Source organism: Methanobrevibacter sp. V74 (assembly GCF_963082495.1).
Classification (GTDB): Archaea; Methanobacteriota; Methanobacteria; order Methanobacteriales; family Methanobacteriaceae; genus Methanocatella.
The window spans coordinates 125497-142460 of sequence record NZ_CAUJAN010000001.1; the positions used below are offsets into that span (position 1 = coordinate 125497).

General features: G+C 33.2%; 15 protein-coding genes. 10 read left to right on the plus strand and 5 right to left on the minus strand.

The genetic code is table 11. The annotated features are described in order from the left end of the window. Positions 1 to 19 precede the first annotated feature (19 nt). Genes Q9969_RS00740 through Q9969_RS00750 form a run of 3 tightly spaced genes read left to right on the plus strand, consistent with a single transcriptional unit; the run spans position 20 to position 3877 of the window. Positions 20 to 649: a flavin reductase family protein gene (locus Q9969_RS00740; protein ID WP_305553346.1), complete on the plus strand. Its 630-nt coding sequence runs from the start codon at positions 20 to 22 to the stop codon at positions 647 to 649. After that, a complete protein-coding gene (locus Q9969_RS00745; RefSeq protein WP_305553349.1) occupies positions 650 to 1195 on the plus strand; it encodes a dTDP-4-dehydrorhamnose 3,5-epimerase family protein in 546 nt (181 codons plus the stop codon). It abuts the gene before it with no gap. A 21-nt stretch (positions 1196 to 1216) separates the two neighbouring features. Next, positions 1217 to 3877 carry an FmdE family protein gene (locus Q9969_RS00750; protein ID WP_305553352.1) on the plus strand — a complete coding sequence of 887 codons (2661 nt, stop codon included), beginning with the start codon at positions 1217 to 1219 and terminating at the stop codon, positions 3875 to 3877. A 187-nt stretch (positions 3878 to 4064) separates the two neighbouring features. Here the strand turns inward: Q9969_RS00750 and Q9969_RS00755 are convergent, their stop codons facing one another. Together Q9969_RS00755 and Q9969_RS00760 are read right to left on the minus strand one after the other, a co-directional pair. Then, positions 4065 to 5075: an ATP-binding protein gene (locus tag Q9969_RS00755; RefSeq protein WP_305553355.1), complete on the minus strand. Its 1011-nt coding sequence runs from the start codon at positions 5073 to 5075 to the stop codon at positions 4065 to 4067. A gap of 171 nt (positions 5076 to 5246) precedes the next feature. After that, positions 5247 to 5861, minus strand: coding sequence for a class I SAM-dependent methyltransferase (locus tag Q9969_RS00760; RefSeq protein ID WP_305553358.1), 615 nt, complete (start codon positions 5859 to 5861; stop codon positions 5247 to 5249). A gap of 49 nt (positions 5862 to 5910) precedes the next feature. On the opposite strand from Q9969_RS00760, the gene Q9969_RS00765 reads away from it, so the two are divergent. Beyond that, the gene (locus tag Q9969_RS00765) at positions 5911 to 6846 is read left to right on the plus strand and encodes an ABC transporter substrate-binding protein (protein ID WP_305553361.1); all 936 of its coding nucleotides are present in this window, start codon (positions 5911 to 5913) and stop codon (positions 6844 to 6846) included. A 235-nt stretch (positions 6847 to 7081) separates the two neighbouring features. Then, positions 7082 to 8056, plus strand: coding sequence for an ABC transporter substrate-binding protein (locus Q9969_RS00770; protein WP_305553364.1), 975 nt, complete (start codon positions 7082 to 7084; stop codon positions 8054 to 8056). Between the two features lie 27 nt (positions 8057 to 8083). Here the strand turns inward: Q9969_RS00770 and Q9969_RS00775 are convergent, their stop codons facing one another. Then, positions 8084 to 8722, minus strand: coding sequence for a DUF447 domain-containing protein (locus Q9969_RS00775; RefSeq protein WP_305553367.1), 639 nt, complete (start codon positions 8720 to 8722; stop codon positions 8084 to 8086). A 116-nt stretch (positions 8723 to 8838) separates the two neighbouring features. Next, positions 8839 to 10935 carry an acetate--CoA ligase alpha subunit gene (acs, locus tag Q9969_RS00780; protein WP_305553370.1) on the minus strand — a complete coding sequence of 699 codons (2097 nt, stop codon included), beginning with the start codon at positions 10933 to 10935 and terminating at the stop codon, positions 8839 to 8841. Between the two features lie 283 nt (positions 10936 to 11218). On the opposite strand from acs, the gene Q9969_RS00785 reads away from it, so the two are divergent. After that, positions 11219 to 12139 (plus strand): DUF2121 domain-containing protein, encoded by a 921-nt coding sequence (locus Q9969_RS00785; protein WP_305553373.1) that lies wholly within the window; start codon positions 11219 to 11221, stop codon positions 12137 to 12139. 11 nt (positions 12140 to 12150) lie between these two features. Beyond that, entirely contained in the window at positions 12151 to 13074 is a 924-nt protein-coding gene (locus Q9969_RS00790; RefSeq protein WP_305553376.1) for an MBL fold metallo-hydrolase, read from the plus strand. Between the two features lie 2 nt (positions 13075 to 13076). Here the strand turns inward: Q9969_RS00790 and aroC are convergent, their stop codons facing one another. Then, complete coding sequence (gene aroC / locus Q9969_RS00795) at positions 13077 to 14171, minus strand: chorismate synthase (RefSeq protein ID WP_305553379.1); 1095 nt, start codon at positions 14169 to 14171, stop codon at positions 13077 to 13079. A 360-nt stretch (positions 14172 to 14531) separates the two neighbouring features. On the opposite strand from aroC, the gene hemB reads away from it, so the two are divergent. From hemB to Q9969_RS00810, 3 genes are all read left to right on the plus strand, one after another. Beyond that, a complete protein-coding gene (hemB, locus tag Q9969_RS00800; protein ID WP_305553382.1) occupies positions 14532 to 15536 on the plus strand; it encodes a porphobilinogen synthase in 1005 nt (334 codons plus the stop codon). Further along, positions 15533 to 16411: a triphosphoribosyl-dephospho-CoA synthase gene (locus Q9969_RS00805; protein ID WP_305553385.1), complete on the plus strand. Its 879-nt coding sequence runs from the start codon at positions 15533 to 15535 to the stop codon at positions 16409 to 16411. The genes hemB and Q9969_RS00805 overlap by 4 nt, the downstream gene beginning before the upstream one ends. Positions 16412 to 16560: 149 nt before the next feature. Then, on the plus strand, positions 16561 to 16944 hold the full coding sequence (locus Q9969_RS00810) for a putative zinc-binding protein (RefSeq protein ID WP_305553388.1): 384 nt from the start codon (positions 16561 to 16563) through the stop codon (positions 16942 to 16944). Positions 16945 to 16964: the final 20 nt, after the last annotated feature.

The window sequence follows — 16964 nt, forward strand, 5'->3', positions numbered from 1 at the left end:
GTATTTAAAGGGTGAATTTATGAAATTAAAAAATTTTAAAAGAGAAAATATGATTCCCTTGCCTGTAACCTTAATATCTACAGCAAATAAAGAAGGAATCAGAAATATTGCTCCATATTCATGTGTAGTGACTATATTAAGACCTACAAATCTTGTTTGTATAGCTTCTGCAATGATGAGGGATACATATGTAAATATTGAAGAGACTGGTGAATTTGTTATTAATATGATATCAACTGACATGGTGGATACGGTTATACCAACTTCATCTCATGTTGCTTTTGATGTAGATGAATATGATTTAGCAAATTTAGAATCCACAACATCAAAAGAAATAAATGCTCCAGGCATTAAAGGCGCGTATTCTAAAATGGAATGTAAATTAAGAAAAATTTACAAAGATGAGGATCCGATTGGGATTCCCTATCTGTTAATAATTGGAGAAGTGGTTCATCTTGAAGTTGAAGATGATTGCTTAGATGAGGAATATGGTGTTTTAGATTTAAATAAAGTAAAACCTTTGATGATGTTGGAATCTGATAAAGGAATGCATTTCTGTACAATAGAAGACATTAATAAATTTGAAACTTTTGGAGCAATGTTTCCAGATGGAAATGATCCTTTAGAGTGGATGTATGGAGATGATTAAATGAAAATTGAAAGTATAAATGATTTTAAGAAATTAGAGGGTCCTCGCGTTCAAGAAACACCTGGATTTTATGGTGAAAAACTTATAGAGGGGGTTGTTATTAAAAAACTTAAAATGTTTAGTGATGAAAGAGGATTTTTATGTGAATTTATTAGACTAAATGATGAGGAGTTAAAAGCAAGTAATATAAAACAAATGATAGCTTCATATTCTTATCCTGGCATGATAAAAGGATGGCATCTTCATTCAAAACAGGAAGATCATTTATTTTGTGTTAGTGGAATGGTTAAAATTGTTCTTTATGACTTTAGGAAAGAATCTCCAACTTACGGTTTGATAAATGAAATTTTTATGGGGGATAAATCTCCAAGCATTGTGTATATTCCGCCAGGAATATTTCATGGAACAAAAAATATTGGAGTTGATATATCAGTTGTTATTGGCATGCCGTCTTTATTATATGATATAAATGATGTGGATGAAAGAAGAGTCAATCCAATCGATAATGATATTATTCCTTATGATTGGGATTGTAAAATGGAATAATTCAATAAGGGGGAAATTTAAATGAATAAAAAAGCTGTTTTCATTATAGGTGTTTTGATGATTTTCACATTTATCAATGTTGTGGCGGCTGAAAATTCAACAGATATTGATTTAGAAATTAATTATGAATATGATGAGGATATTAATCCAGAAATATCAATATCTCATAATAGTAATAATATAAATTATACAAAAAACCTAGTTCCATCAAATAAGTATAAAATTAAGATTGATAAATTGGATGATGGGGATAAATGTTCTGTTTCAGTTTCTGCTTCAGGATACATAACTCAAATTCAAAATATAACCGTTAGTTCTCAATCAGGCACCAATGCTATTTTCAATCTAAAAGCTAGAGATATTTATAAAATCGGTTATGATGTTACAAAATCTGCGGATAACTTACTTCATTTTTCATCAGCTGATGATGTGTTAGTTATCACTACTGCAGGAATGACAAGAATTAATGGTTTTACAACAGAAGATGCATTAGATGGCATTTATAATGCTGCTAATGGGCATATAACTTATGGAAAAGGCAATATTTTAACTTTATCCTCAATAAGAACAGATACTACCGATTTTGCATTTTTTGTTAAAAATGGAAGTTCATTAACAGTGGCATTCTATAAAAACGCTTCTACAACTCCAATATATACTGGAATTGGAGGTGTTGGATTAAATGCAAATAAATGGAAACAATTAAAAGATTTATTAGGTGCAGATGAAGCTTATACTTATATAAGTATAGCTAATGCATGGAATGCAGGATTATATTCAGATATATTAACTTTAGCTGCATATCATGGGCATGTTTGTACTGGTTTAATCAGCGGTCAGGCTATGGTTAATACTTTAATGAAATATTACCCTCCACGTGGCGAAACTGGTGCTCAACCTCTTGAAAATACTGCATATTATGTTTTAGGAGTTCCAGGAGGTTCTGATGATGATGCATTTACATGGACGATGGATGTTACTCCTGGTAAAATGGCATACATCGGTTTTGACACAATGAAAAATAAAAATATGAATGGATTTATTAGATGGAATACCTCATCAAATACAGGAATTTTAGTGATAATGTCCTATGATGAAGCAAAAATAAAAAATACATTCAAAAGCTTATATCCAAATGTTAATCCAGACAATAGTGTTGCTGAAGATTTAAAATATCAAAATTGGTTGGTTACAACTTTAATGAATAATCCAGAATCATTAGTTACTATTGAAGCTGCTTATAAGAATCTTACATCAGAACAGAAAAATCAGTTAATAGGAAATCAATTATGGGCTGCACAAAATGTTTCTGCTCGAGGTTTGGATTTAGAGTATATCCATAGTTTAAATTTACCATATGCGCAAATCGAAATAGAACACATGAATTACACACATTTGTCTGGGTCACAGTTAAAACAGATGGGAGTTACGGCTTCTCTAAAAGCTATAGATTATTTTAAAAGTATTAATATTACAATAGAAAAAGACATGTTTAATTTCTATGCTTTAACCGGTGCCGGATTTGTACGTATTAATGACACTTCAACATCAATGTTATTTGATGGTATTGAAGAGGTGTTAGGTCTTAGATTAAGCAGAGGTAATTTATTACCGGTCCATACGGCATTGTGGAAAGATCTGATAGTTGAATTTTACTGGTTAAATACGTCTGATATTTATAAATCAATTACATATAGCTTAAAATATAATTCAACTAATGGCCAATTTCAGGAATGTTTGCAACAATACAATATTCAAGATCGTGCTTTAAGATATGATCCTCCTTATGATGCATTAATTGGCTGGTTATTCCATAATCATGTTTGTACGGGTAGTTCTCCGGGAATATTGTTGGCAGATAAAATATTTGATGAAATGCCTTTAGATGAAAACGAAAATTATGTTTTAGTTTCAACTTATACTTATTGTAAAGATGATACTTTATCTAGATTGCTTGGTGTATCTCCAGGTATGGGTAATTATTATAACTTGGCTTATTCTAATAAAGATGTTAATGCCGGAAAATTATGGACTGCTGATTCTAATATTATTATTAAATGGAATTCAAAAACAAATACTGGAACTGCTACAATCATAAGATTTGGTTATCCGATTTTTAAAGAGGGTGCTGATGAATATGCTGAATGGATGAGATTTGTAAAAGGGGATTATTCGTCTGAAAATATTGTATCTTTACCAACATTGCATTTTGAAGTCACCAAACCAATTACTAAATCAGATTATGATAGGATTGTTTCTGGAAAATCAGGTAATGTCGGAATTAATGTATTGAATTATATTAAGAATTTACCTGATAAAATTCCTCCTGTTTCAAATATTAACAATGAAAAATCAAATGAAACTGATATTAACAAGAATTATCATTCTAATATTAATAAAAATAATGGAAAATCTAATAAAACTTATATGAGTAGTAAGGTTACTTCTTCGTTTTTAAGTAATACTGATGGATTTAATTATGATGTTGGTGTTTCTAAAAATTCTCTTGCAAGTAATGGTGATGCTGAATCTGGAGAGGATGGATCAGGTGATGAAAAATCATATGAAGTTTCTAAAACAATAAATAAAAAGCAGAATCCTGATTATATTCTTCCGGCTATTATATTCATGGTTGTTTTGGGTATAATTGTTGGATATGGGTTTATAAGAAATAAAAATTAAACAAATTTTGTATTTTCACATTGTGGAAATACATTTCATTTTTTTTTTAAATTTTGCCTTGTAGAGATATTCTCACCAGATAATTGTGATTTTGGCATCTTTGACGTTTGTTCAATTTTACTTAGTATATTCCTTGGTGGGAAGAGACTTCCCAGCATTCATCACTAGATATTGATGGCGTTTTAATCTAAATATTTCTTCTTAATTTTTTAAGAACATCCATAAATCCGTATAATGCGGTTTCATATGTTTTAAAGTTTTTACCAGTAATCAATCCATTCGCATTGATTGTAATGTTGTTTAATTCTAGCTTGTCATGTGAATCTTTGAATATTTCGTTTTTAAGTTGTTTTTTTGTATTTTCAATGTTTATTGTATATGGCAGTTTATACGAAAATGAGCCCTCAGCATAGTCGAGAGAGATGCTTTCATTATCATCAATTTCCGATAAATTTAAAGCAACTTTTTTATAATCTTGTGCTTTTAATTCATCGTTGATTTGAATATATTTATCACTGCAAACTAATTCAGTGATATTGTCTACTTCAACTATACAGGTTTCCTCAAAGTCTCTGACTTTTACAATTTCGCAATCAGTGTTTTTTAGGATATAGTCTTCACAGTAACTGATCCTATTGATCTTTTCTGCTGTTGTCCGGGTGTTTGTTGGAATTCTGGTTGCAAGACAGGTAGTTGATCTTGAATATGGGATATTTTTTTTATCTAAATATTCATGGATTTCTCTAGAAGTTAATTTTGCTTCAATAAAAGGTGTTTTGAATCCTTTTTCATAAGTAATCAAAATTCCGGGCCGGTCAACAGTCAAGTCGCTAATGTTGCTCCCGTCACAAATAAAATCAAAACCTTTTTCATTGGCTATCTTTTCAATTTCATCATACATTAGCTTTCTACAGGTATAGCATCTCTTAGAGTTATTTGATAAGAAAAGTTCATCTTCATAAAAGTCAATACTGATTATTTCCTGTTTTATTCCAAAGGTTTCGGTTGCTTTTTTAGTATTTTCGACAAAACCGGTAGGCAACAAATGGTTGTTTATGGTGATTGCCAATGTGTCCTTTGCTGTTTGTGCGGATAAATAAGCTATTAATGTTGAATCGGCACCGCCTGAAAAACCTATGGCAACCTTCTTATCTTTTAAAATATTTTTTACAATATTGATTTTATCTTCTAAATTCATTTCTATCAGTTTTAAGTTTCTATTCTAATATTTAAATATATTGAGAGCATCAAAGTTGCCAGTTTCGGATGAAAAGGTTATTTGTCTATCAAGCATGTTTGAAACGTATTTGGGATATATCATGTTTTGATAGATAATGAAAAAACGGTGAATGTATGGGGATTCAAATGATTATTTTTGAGCAATAATCACTAAAAGATGTTCATTCTTTTTTTTATAGTTTTCAATGCTGTTAAATCCTGCATTAAGCAGGTATTCATTTAATTCACCAGCATTATAAATTCTCATTCCTTCAATGGTTGATATCCATTTTTCATCATCGGGATGATTGCCATCAGTTCCCTGAGCAATCATAAATCGCCCCTTAGGTTTGATAACTCTTGCCACTTCTTTAAATGTTTCATCGAGTTCGGGCCAGAAGTAAATTGTTGAAAAAGCACTTATTAAATCGTAACTTTTATCATCTATTGGCATATCACTAACGTCCCCTTGAATAACACTGCATCTTCCACCATCAATGGCTTTCTGATTTCTTTTAATGGATTCCTGAACTGAAATGTTGGAATAATCAAGACCGTCAACATTATTTTCTGTCAGTTTAAGGAATTTTTCAATATTGGCTCCTCCGCCACAGCCGATATCTAATATTTTATCATTTTTGCCAACATCAACACTTTCAAATGCAAATTCAGAGATGTGTCTATGTTCTTCATTCATATCTTTGATAGTTTTTATTCCCTCTTCACCGTGAGGTTTCATGTACTGATCAATCTTTTTTGCAGCCATAATCAAAACCTTTAATAATTTTTTAAATATATTTAATATTGGTGATTCAATGGATAATAAAGTTATCGTAATTATTATAGCAATAGTCGTTGTTGCTGTAGGTGCATATTTCCTTTTAGGAAGTGGAAGTAATGAAGTAACTATTGGGTACTTGCCATCAGACCATGATGCAGCATTGTTTGTTGCTGATGCACAAGGACAATACAAGGCTAACGGAATTAACACAAAATTGGTTCAGTTTAATAATGGTGGAGATTTAATGACTGCCATGGCTAGTGGGGATGTTGATGTGGGTTATGTTGGAATAACTCCAGTACTGTCTTCAATTGCCAATGGAGTTCCAGTTAAAGTAATTTCCGCCGCTCAAACTGAAGGATCTGGAATTGTTGTTGCAAAAGATTCGGGAATTAACTCAGTATCTGATTTAAATGGTAAAAAAATAGCAACTCCCGGTGAATCTTCAATTCAGCATATGCTGCTTACATACTATTTAAAACAAAACGGTATGTCTTTAAGTGACCTGAAGATTTCCTCTATGAAAGTTCCATCAATGAATGATGCTTTAAAAACTGGTAAAATAGATGGAATGATTACTTTTGAACCGTACGTATCTATTGCCGAGAAAAACGGTGCGAAAGTATTTGTGGATTCCTCTGAAATTATACCTGATCATCCATGCTGTGTTGTAGTGGCTTCTGATAAGTTTATTGACGAACATCCTAATGAAACTCAAACAATATTGGACATTCATGAGAATGCAACCAATTACATCAACAATAACACAGATGAAGCCGCAAGTCTTTTACCAAGTGATATTGTAAGTGATGTTGAAGTTGAAAAGGTGGCCATGTCCGGTTTTCCATTTATTTCTGGTTTGAATGATACTTATAAACAAAAAGTCATGGATTTTATGAAGTTGGAAGTTGATTTGGGTGTTTTAAAAAAGCCATTGTCAGAAGATGAAATTTTTTATCAAAGTAGTTGATTAAACTACTTTTTATTTTTTTCTTGATTGTTGATTGTTATTGAAATTACCTTTGTGATGAACAACGGTTGATGGGCAATATGATGACAATCTTTCTGTTTTAATTCAAAATAAAGATATAGAATCTAAAACAGATTTTTTGATTAATTGTTATAACAATTCATGTTAATTTATTTATAACATGCCGATTAAATATATTACTGCATTTAATTTAAATTAATTTTTGGTGAAAAAAATGAATAAAAAGATTATATTTGTTTTAGTGTTGGCACTTGCAGTATTCCTTGTAGCGGGTTCAGCTAGTGCAGGTTTTTTTGATTTTTTAGGAGGAGAATCTAACAGTACTGTAAAAATAGGATATTTGCCTTCAGATCACGATGCTGCATTATTTGTGGCAGACGCTCAGGGTTTATATGAAAAAAAGGGAATCACTACCGAACTTGTTCAGTTTAACAATGGTGGTGATTTAATGACTGCCATGGCTAGCGGGGATGTTGATGTAGGTTATGTAGGTATTGCACCGGTATTGTCTTCTGTTTCTGCAGGAGTTCCTGTAAAAATTATTTCTGCCGTTCAAAATGAAGGCAGTGGAATTATGGTGACCTCTGATTCCAATATTGATGATGCTAAAGATTTAAAAGGAAAAGTTGTCGCAACTCCCGGTGAATCGTCCATTCAACATGTATTGCTTTCTGATTATTTGAATAAACATGAAATGTCTTTGGATGACATTAATGAATCCGCAATGAAAGTGCCATCTATTAACGATGCTTTAAAAACTAAAAATCTTCCAGCGGCCATTACATTCCAGCCATATGTAAGTCTTGGTGTAAGTGATGAGGGTATTGAAGAATTAGTTGATTCTTCTGAAATCATGCCAAATCATCCATGCTGTGTTGTAGCGGCTTCTGATGATTTTTTAAATAATAATAAAGACACTGCTAAAGAAATTATTGCAATTCATGAAAATGCAACTAATTTCATTAATGAAAAAATAGCGGCTGGTGAGACTGGTGAAATAGTTAAATTATTGCCTAAAGATATCGTTGCTGACGAGGATGCGGAAGTAAAATCTTTAGAAAGTTTCCCATTCATATCCGGAATAAATGAAACATATAAATCTAATGTAGATGCATTTCAAAAATTAGAAGTTCAATTAGGTATCTTAAACGAAACTATTGCACATGATGATTTGTATTGGGAAGCATAGTTAATTAGCTATGCTTCATTTTTTTTTTTAATGGGGATGCCTGGTTTTTTCATATTCCTCTCTTAAATCGGCGATAGCCTTTTTAGTTTTTTCATCGGATACTTTATTTATGATCCTTTGATTTTCAATTAATATTTTCATATATTCCTTTCTTTTTTCCTCATCAACCATTTTATGCCTTGAAAAGTTAACGAGGCATTCAATTAGTGCAGATAATCCTCTATTAAACGGCATTGCATTTTCATCATTTTTCATGACTTTTCTGATTTTGCCGGTTATATAATAAATATCACTTCCTTTTATTGGAAAATCCTTAGGTGTTTCTTTTTTATCAATATTTTCAACATCCACAATAATGTAAGCGGGAGTATTTTTAATAATGGCAATGTCTGTATCGTCAGTATAATATTCATCGCTTAAGCAGTTTAGTGTTGAATAGGTAAAAACTAAGGAATTCTGTGTAATATTGACCACATATTCATTAGTATCTAAGATATTCTTCAGTGTCTTTGATCCGTCAAATATCCTGCAGAATACTTTATCCTCTCCAAGGTAGGTAAATGCAAAGGCACCTGCATTTTTTACACCCTCTTTATTAATGGTTGTTGTAATGCATTCATATTGGATATTTTTTTCAATTCCGATTTCACTTAAATCATAATTCATTTTATCAAGCCTGATTATGGAAATAGAGTATAGTTATAAGTCGATTTTCCCATCAACATAATCATCTTCATGGGATTTTAAAATATAAAAAAATAGTTAATTTCTCAAAAGAGAAATTATAATTTAATTTTAATGTCAAGTGCGCTTGACCCTTCTTCATAGACAAAGATTGGGTTAATGTCAAGTTCTGATATTTCTGGGAAGTCTAGGGTTAATCTAGCTACTCTTTTAATGGCTTCTTTAACTTCTTCAACATCACAAGGTGCTTCTCCCCTGTATCCTTCAAGTAATTGGGATACTTTGGTTGATGCAATTTGTTCTTCAATCTCTTCAGAACTCATGCCTTTTGCAAGGTTGAATGATACATCCTCAATAAGGTTAACATAGATTCCACCCATACCAAATGCAATCATAGGACCGAATTGTCTGTCGCGAATCATACCGACAATGACTTCTTCACCTGAATCCATCATTTTCTGCACTTCCACACCATCAGGAACAATATCTGGGTGTGCGGCTTTAGCATTAGCAATGATCTCATCATAAGTTGCTTTTGCCTCTTCAACGTTATTAATTCCTACTTTCACGCCGCCAATATCGGATTTGTGCAAAATTTTATCGGATGCGATTTTAAGTACAACCGGGAATTCCATTTCTTCTGCAAGTTTGCCTGCTTCATCAGCACTTGTTGATAATTTAATCGGCGCTGCTGAAATTCCATAAGCTTCAGCTACTGCATATGCTTCACTGCCAAGTAATGTGTCTCTGCCATCTGCTTTTACTTTGTCAAATATTCCAGTTACTGTATCTCTGTCGACATCATCAATTTTATCAATGATGTCATCATAGTTTCTCTCTTTCAATCTTGCAAATTTAACCATGGCCTCTACAGCATTAACTGCAGTTTCAGGGAATACATAAGTTGGAATGCCGTTTTCTCTTAAAACATCATTTGCATTTTCAAAGGACGGTCCTCCCATATTAACAACAATGACCGGTTTGTCAAATTTCTTTTTCTCTTCTACGATTGCATCTGCAATTCCATCAGGATCAGCTGATGCTGTAGGGCAAACCATCACGATTAAACTGTCAACGTCCTCATAACCTAAGACAAGTTCTAATGATTCTTTGTATCTGTGCACTGGTGCATCTCCTAATACGTCAATAGGGTTTTTAGCACTTCCTTCATCAGTTACACATTCTTTTAGTTTAGCAGTGGTCTTTTCATCGAATTGGGCAAGTTGGAGTCCTGCCTTTTCCATAGCGTCCACGGTAAGCACTCCTCCACCACCGGCATTAGTGATAATGGCCACTTTGTCTCCTTTTGGAAGCGGCGCTTTAGAGAATGCTAATCCTAAATCGAACAATTCCGTCATAGTTTCAACACGCATAATTCCGGATTGATGGAATGCGGTGTCAAATGCCAAATCACTGCCGGCTAATGCTCCGGTGTGTGAAGATGCTGCTTCTGCTCCTGCTGAACTTGAACCTGATTTGAGAACAATAATAGGTTTTTTATGTGCAGTTTCTCTCATAGTTCTTACAAAATCGTCATCATCAGAAATAGATTCAAGATAACAAATGATTACATTTGTTTCATCATCGTCAGCTAAATATTGCAACAGTTCAATTTCATTTGCTCCTGCTTTGTTGCCTAAACTGATAACTTTACTAAATCCAATTCCTGAAGTTACGCTCCAATCGATGATAGCTACCATCATGGCTCCACTTTGTGATATAAATGCCATATTTCCAGTAGGCGGCATCATCTGTGAAAACGATCCGTTTAATGGAGTGTGAGAATCTGTAATTCCTAAACTATTTGGTCCAATAATGTTTATACCATATTCTTTACCAAGAGCAGTTAATTCCGCTTCCAGTTTAGCACCTTCTCCTCCAACTTCTTTAAAACCAGCAGTAATAACAACCATGTTTTCAATGCCAACTTCACCACATTCTTTAACAGCAGTATTCACGAATGGGGAAGGGATAGTTATAATTACTAAGTCTACTTTTCCAGGTACGTCTTTTATATTTGCGTAAGCTTGTTTTCCAAGGATTTTCCCACCTTTAGGGTTTACAGGATATATTTCTCCTACAAATCCATCGTTGATAAGATTATCTACAATGATATATCCTACTTTCCCTGGTGTATTTGAAGCTCCAATAACAGCTACGGATTCAGGTTTAAACATTTTACTGAGATCTATCATTAGTTTCTCTCCTGTTGTTTTATATTAATGATGTCAATAATTTATAATGATAAATAATTAACATTTAATATACCCATATTTATTGTTATATTATTATTTAAATATTTTCTTTAATCATTAAAAAAAATAAAGGTTTATTTTTCTTTTTAATTAATTTTTAGGTGAAAATCTATTTTTGTTTATATAGTTATTAACATTTATAATATATGATAACAAAAATTAAATATAAATAATAAATTATTGATATTACAATATTTTTAAAAATATCAAATTAGGAGATATTATGAGCTTGATTATCGCTTATGTTGGAAAAAAAGGATGTGTAATGGCAAGTGATAAAAGAAAAATAGGATATTTCGGTGATAAAAAAAATTTAGCTACATTAGAGGAAGAATTATATAGCGGAAGCATTGATAATGATGAAGACTTTTTAACTAGGGCAAACGAGCTTGGCATTTCAATTAAAATTACAGACGATGCTAACAAACTTAAAATAATCGGCAATACCATTCGCGGTGAAGTAAGTACTAAAGGAACTATGGAAACAAGAAGAAGGCGCATTTACGGAACCACTAACGGATATCAAATAATTGAATTGTTAGGTTCTGATACCGAATCCCGTAAAGCCGGAAGTGGAGGAGTCATTATATTTGGAAATGATTACGCAAAACGTATGGCTGAAACATTGATTAAACGGGAATGGAAAGCTTCTCAAAGCTTAAGATACATGGGGGAGATTTTCAAGGGAATTTTAGAGGAGGTTGCTTCAAAAACTCCCACTGTAGGCAATAAAATAGATGTATTGATGAGACAGCCCAAGTTTGATAAAAGTGCCGCTCAAAAACATCTGGACGTTACAATTGACCATGATATTAAGGTTCTAATTAAATTCAGGCAAGACTTAACAGAAAGATTGGTTCAACAAAATTTGGAAATTGAAATGGCCAGCAAAATCATTAGCAAAGGGGACATTGGCAAAGTTGTTGACATTGATGGAAACATGCTGTTTGTACAGTTAAATAATAAAACCCAGGCAGTTGATGGAAATTGGAAACAGCTTGCAGGTCCGGGTCAAAACGTATTGATGTTTACAGACAGTGATAACGTTAAAACTGGAGACAAGGTGGTCATTGAAAATGAGGATTTGTGCCTAAAAAAAGACAAGTCCTCTTTGTCCTGTGATATAATTTTATGTTCCTTATAGTTGAGGTTTAAATGAAAATTACATTTTTAGGTAGTGGCGGAGGAAGATTTTCCGCTATCAGCCAACGAAGGATGACCGGGGGTTTCAGATTGGACAATCTCGGCGGAAAAAATTATCACATTGACCCAGGTCCTGGAGCACTAATAAGAACTTACCAGTTCGGGTTTGACCCTCGTAATTTAAGTGGAGTCATTGTTTCACATTCTCATACAGACCACTACAATGATGCAGAAATTCTCATTGAAGCAATGACTAAAGGAATGACTAAAAGACAAGGAACTATCGTTGGTGGGGAAAGTGTTTTGGAAGGATATGAAAGATGGGGGCCATGCATTTCTGATTATCATAAATCGAAGTCTGACAAAATAGTCTTAAAGCCTGGGGAGTGGAATAGATTAGATAATGTTTCAATTAAAGGTACTGAAACCTCACATGGCGATCCAACAGGTGTCGGATTTCAGATAGATTGCAATGGCTTTAAAATTTCTTACACTTCCGATACAGGTTATTTTGATGGTCTGGCCCAAGACCATGAGGGTGCTGATATCTTAATAGCTAGCGTGTTGAGGCCGGGAAACAGGTCGATTAATGGACATATGTGTTCCCGCAATTTCGTTGATTTAATCAATGAAGTCAAACCGAAGGTTGCCGTAATGACACATTTGGGTCTAAAAATGATTTCAAGCAATCCTGTTACAGAAGCTAGAAAAGTTTATAAACAAACAGGTGTTAAAACTATTGCTGCATATGACGGTTTATCATTCAATGTGAATTATAATAATCCTAAAAAATTCAGGCTAATTTCACTTAAAGACACACAGTCTTCAATTCACAGCACCAGTCATGCCTTGTTTGAAAATGAAAGAAAAAATTCTTACCAATTGTCCTTCAAACATAATGAGTTTGATGAAGTTTTAATGGCAAGAAAAGATTAGGATCATTTTTCTAGATTGCTGGGGTGGATAAAACCTGAACGAATCATATGATCTGCAAGAACAATTGCAGTGCTTGATTCGGCAACAACGCTAACTCTGGGACATATGCATGGGTCATGGCGGCCTTCTATTTCTATTTTTTTATTTTCCATTTTTTCTAAATCAACAGAATTTTGACATTTGGAAATGGAGGGAGTAGGTTTCACTGCAATTCTTGAAACAATTTCCATGCCATTGCTCATGCCTCCAATGATTCCACCGGAATTGTTTGTTTTTGCTGTTGCTTTATTTTCATTTATTTGATATTCATCATTTGTTTGCGAACCACTTTTAGTCGCCATGTCAAATCCAAGACCGATTTCAACTCCTTTTATTGCCCCAATGTTCATTAAAATTCTTGCTAAGTCCCCATCAAGTCTTCCAAATACAGGTTCTCCTAATCCTGCAGGCACTCCAATAGCTATTGTTTCAACAATCCCTCCAATAGAGTCTCCTTCTTGTTTTTTAGCCAAGATTAATTCTTCAATTTTCCGGGCTGCCTTTAAATCTCCGCAACGAACAGGATTTTTCTCGACATTTTCTTTGATAATTTCAAGATCATTAATTTCAGCTTTAATATCTCCAATTTGAGCAACATGTGAAATAATTTCAATATTTTGGGTTTTTAAAAGTTTTTTAGCTATTGCTCCACCAATCACATGTCCAATAGTAACTCTGCCGCTTCCACGACCTCCGCCGTTATAGTCATAGTTGCCATATTTCATCATCCAAGCAAAATCTCCATGAGATGGGCGTGGTGTATTTTCAAACATTGAATAATCTTTTGAATGTTGATTTTTATTAAAAACAACTCCAGTAATTGGAGTTCCATCTGTTTTACCATTAAAAATACCAGATAAAATTTGAACTTCATCTGCCTCTTTTCTGGAGGTGGTTATGCTGCTTGTTCCGGGTTTTCTTTTATCAAGCTCTTTTTGAATGTCCTCTTGTGTTAATTCAAGATTTGCGGGGCATCCATCAACAACAGCTCCAACCGCTTTTCCATGGCTTGACCCAAAGCTTGTTATTTGAAATTTTTCACCAATTGAATTTGACATTTTTAACCTCTTTAAACTTGGTTTATTTTTTTATATTTTAAACTTTTTAAATGTTTAATTTTGATTGTAATGGATTCTTTCAAAAACTTTGTTGATTTGAAATTGGGATGTTATTGTGGGGTTGCTCAAAACATCATGATTTTGAATCTTTATTATTTGCATTCCTACTTATTATGTATTGTTTAATAATAGCTTCATTATATTGAACTGTATTCTAAAAATTATTTTTTATCATAATATAATGTTTAATATTTTGTATTTGGATGATTTCCATAAATTTAATTAACTCATCAATTCAAAAATTATTATAGAAATGTTACGAGAGAAACAGTATAAGTAACTGATAATTAAGTGATTATTATGGAATTTCCAACTACAAGAATGAGAAGACTAAGAAAAAATGCTAAAATAAGAAATATTGTTCGCGAAACTAAACTTCAAAAGGAAGACTTAATTTATCCGATTTATTTTAAGGAAGAGCTTCAGGGGAATGAAAGGGAAGAGATTTCATCACTTCCAGGGGAATACAGATATTCTTTAGATAGCGGGGTTGAATTTGCAAAACAGTTAGAGGCGAAAGGTTTAAAATCCATTATTGTATTCGGAATTCCAAGAGAGGAAAGTAAAGATGAAATAGCAACACCGGATTACTCTGCAACAGGTATTGTTCAAAAAGCCGTTCGGAAACTTAAAAAGGAAACTGACTTGGTTGTCATCACTGACGTTTGCCTATGCCAATATACTTCTCACGGACATTGTGGCATGATTGTTGAAAACGGGGATAGCGACGATGGAATTGAAATATTAAATGATGAATCCTTACCTTATCTTGCAAAAGTTGCCTTGTCTCATGCTGAAGCCGGAGCGGATATTGTGGCTCCGTCTGATATGATGGATGGGAGAGTTGATGCAATACGTAAAATATTAGACGAAAATGGATATTGTAATGTAATGATAATGTCTTATTCGGTTAAATATGCCTCTGCATTTTATGAACCCTTTAGAGTTGCAGCTTGCTCATCACCTCATGCGGGAGATAGAAAATCTTATCAGATGGATCCGGCTAATGCAGTTGAAGCAATTCGTGAATGTGAACTTGATGTAATTGAAGGATGCGACTTTTTAATGGTTAAACCGGCACTTCCATATTTGGATGTTGTTCGCATGGTCCGTGATGAGTTCATGTTGCCTTTAGTTGCTTATAATGTAAGTGGAGAGTATGCAATGATTGTGGCAGCTATTGAAAAAGGATTTTTAACCGAAAAAGCAATCACCGAATCATTACTTTCAATTAAAAGGGCTGGAGCAGATTTAATAATCACTAATTTCGCATCTTATTTGCTCTTGAATGATGTGATAGAATGAATGCAGATGAGATTGCAAAAATTGCTCAAATTGCATCTGCACTTGAAGTAAGTGGATATCCAAAGCCGGGTAATGTTCATAGAACTCGTAATTATGATGATATGGTTTTTGAAGACTTTTTGATAAGTGGAATTGTAATTGGAGATACTATTCGTGAAGCATGTACAAATGTTGATGTTAAGAATCCACAATTGGGCAAATACATCTTACAGGCAGTTGGCGAAACTGATGGATGGATTAAAAACAACACAAATTTGGGCATTGTTATGATGCTGATGCCAATTGCTGTTGCATCGGCCGTTAGTGATTCATTTGAGGATATACGTGAAAATATTAAATTGCTGATGAGCAATACTTCCGTTGATGATGCATGTGATTTATATGATGCAATCAATATTGCAGATGCCGGAGGGATGGGTGCTCAGGATGAATATGATGTTGCAAGTGATGATGCTAAAAGGGAATTGAGAGAGAATAATCAAAGCATGTTTGATGTGTTAAAAATCTCAGCTCCATGGGATATGATTGCACGTGAAATGACTGATGATATGCCGGCTGTTTTTGAAGTTGGATATCCTGTTTATCACAAGTTGAAACAGGAAAAATCTCAAAATGAAGCTTGTATTTTAACATTCTTAACCATATTGTCCCATATTCCGGATACTTTAATTTCAAGAAAATATGGGTCAGATGAAGCTTTAAAAATATCAATGATGACTCGTGATGTTCTTAAATTAGAAGGTAGCGAAGACTTTATGGATATGGTCAAAGAATTCGATGACTATTTATTTGAAAATCATTATAATCCAGGCACTACTGCGGATTTAACTGCAGCATCAATTTTTGTAAGTTATTTGAAATCAAACTTCAGGTAATTTTAACAAAATCAGTATATGTTGAATATGTTTTTGGATTTTGTATTGATGAACAGGGATATTGTTGAAACAAATATTGATGGATTATACTGATAAAAGAGTATTGTACTTGAATTAAGAAATGATTGGCATTATGGGGAGGTTTTAAAATGGCAGAAAAAATAGCTTTAGCATCATGTAATGGCATGAGTTCAAATGGATTAGTATCACGTGTGGCTGTCGGGGATTGTAAAAAACAGAATGAAGATGTGATTTCAATATGCATGGGTTCAACTTCAGCGGATGTTGATGGATTTAATGATGGAATGCTTAAAAAATTCCCTATTGTTGCCATAAATGGTTGTGCTAATGGATGTGTTAATAAAATTTTAGAAAATAAGGGAATTGATGTAGCTAGGACAATTGGTGTTGGCGAAGTTTTAAAAGATCATGGACTATCTTCAAATAATCCTTTCAGATTAGACGGTGAAGGGGAGGAATGTGTTAAAATTATCGTTGATGAATTAAATAAAACAATTGATTCGATTGATTGATTTTTCTTTTAAAGTGCTTC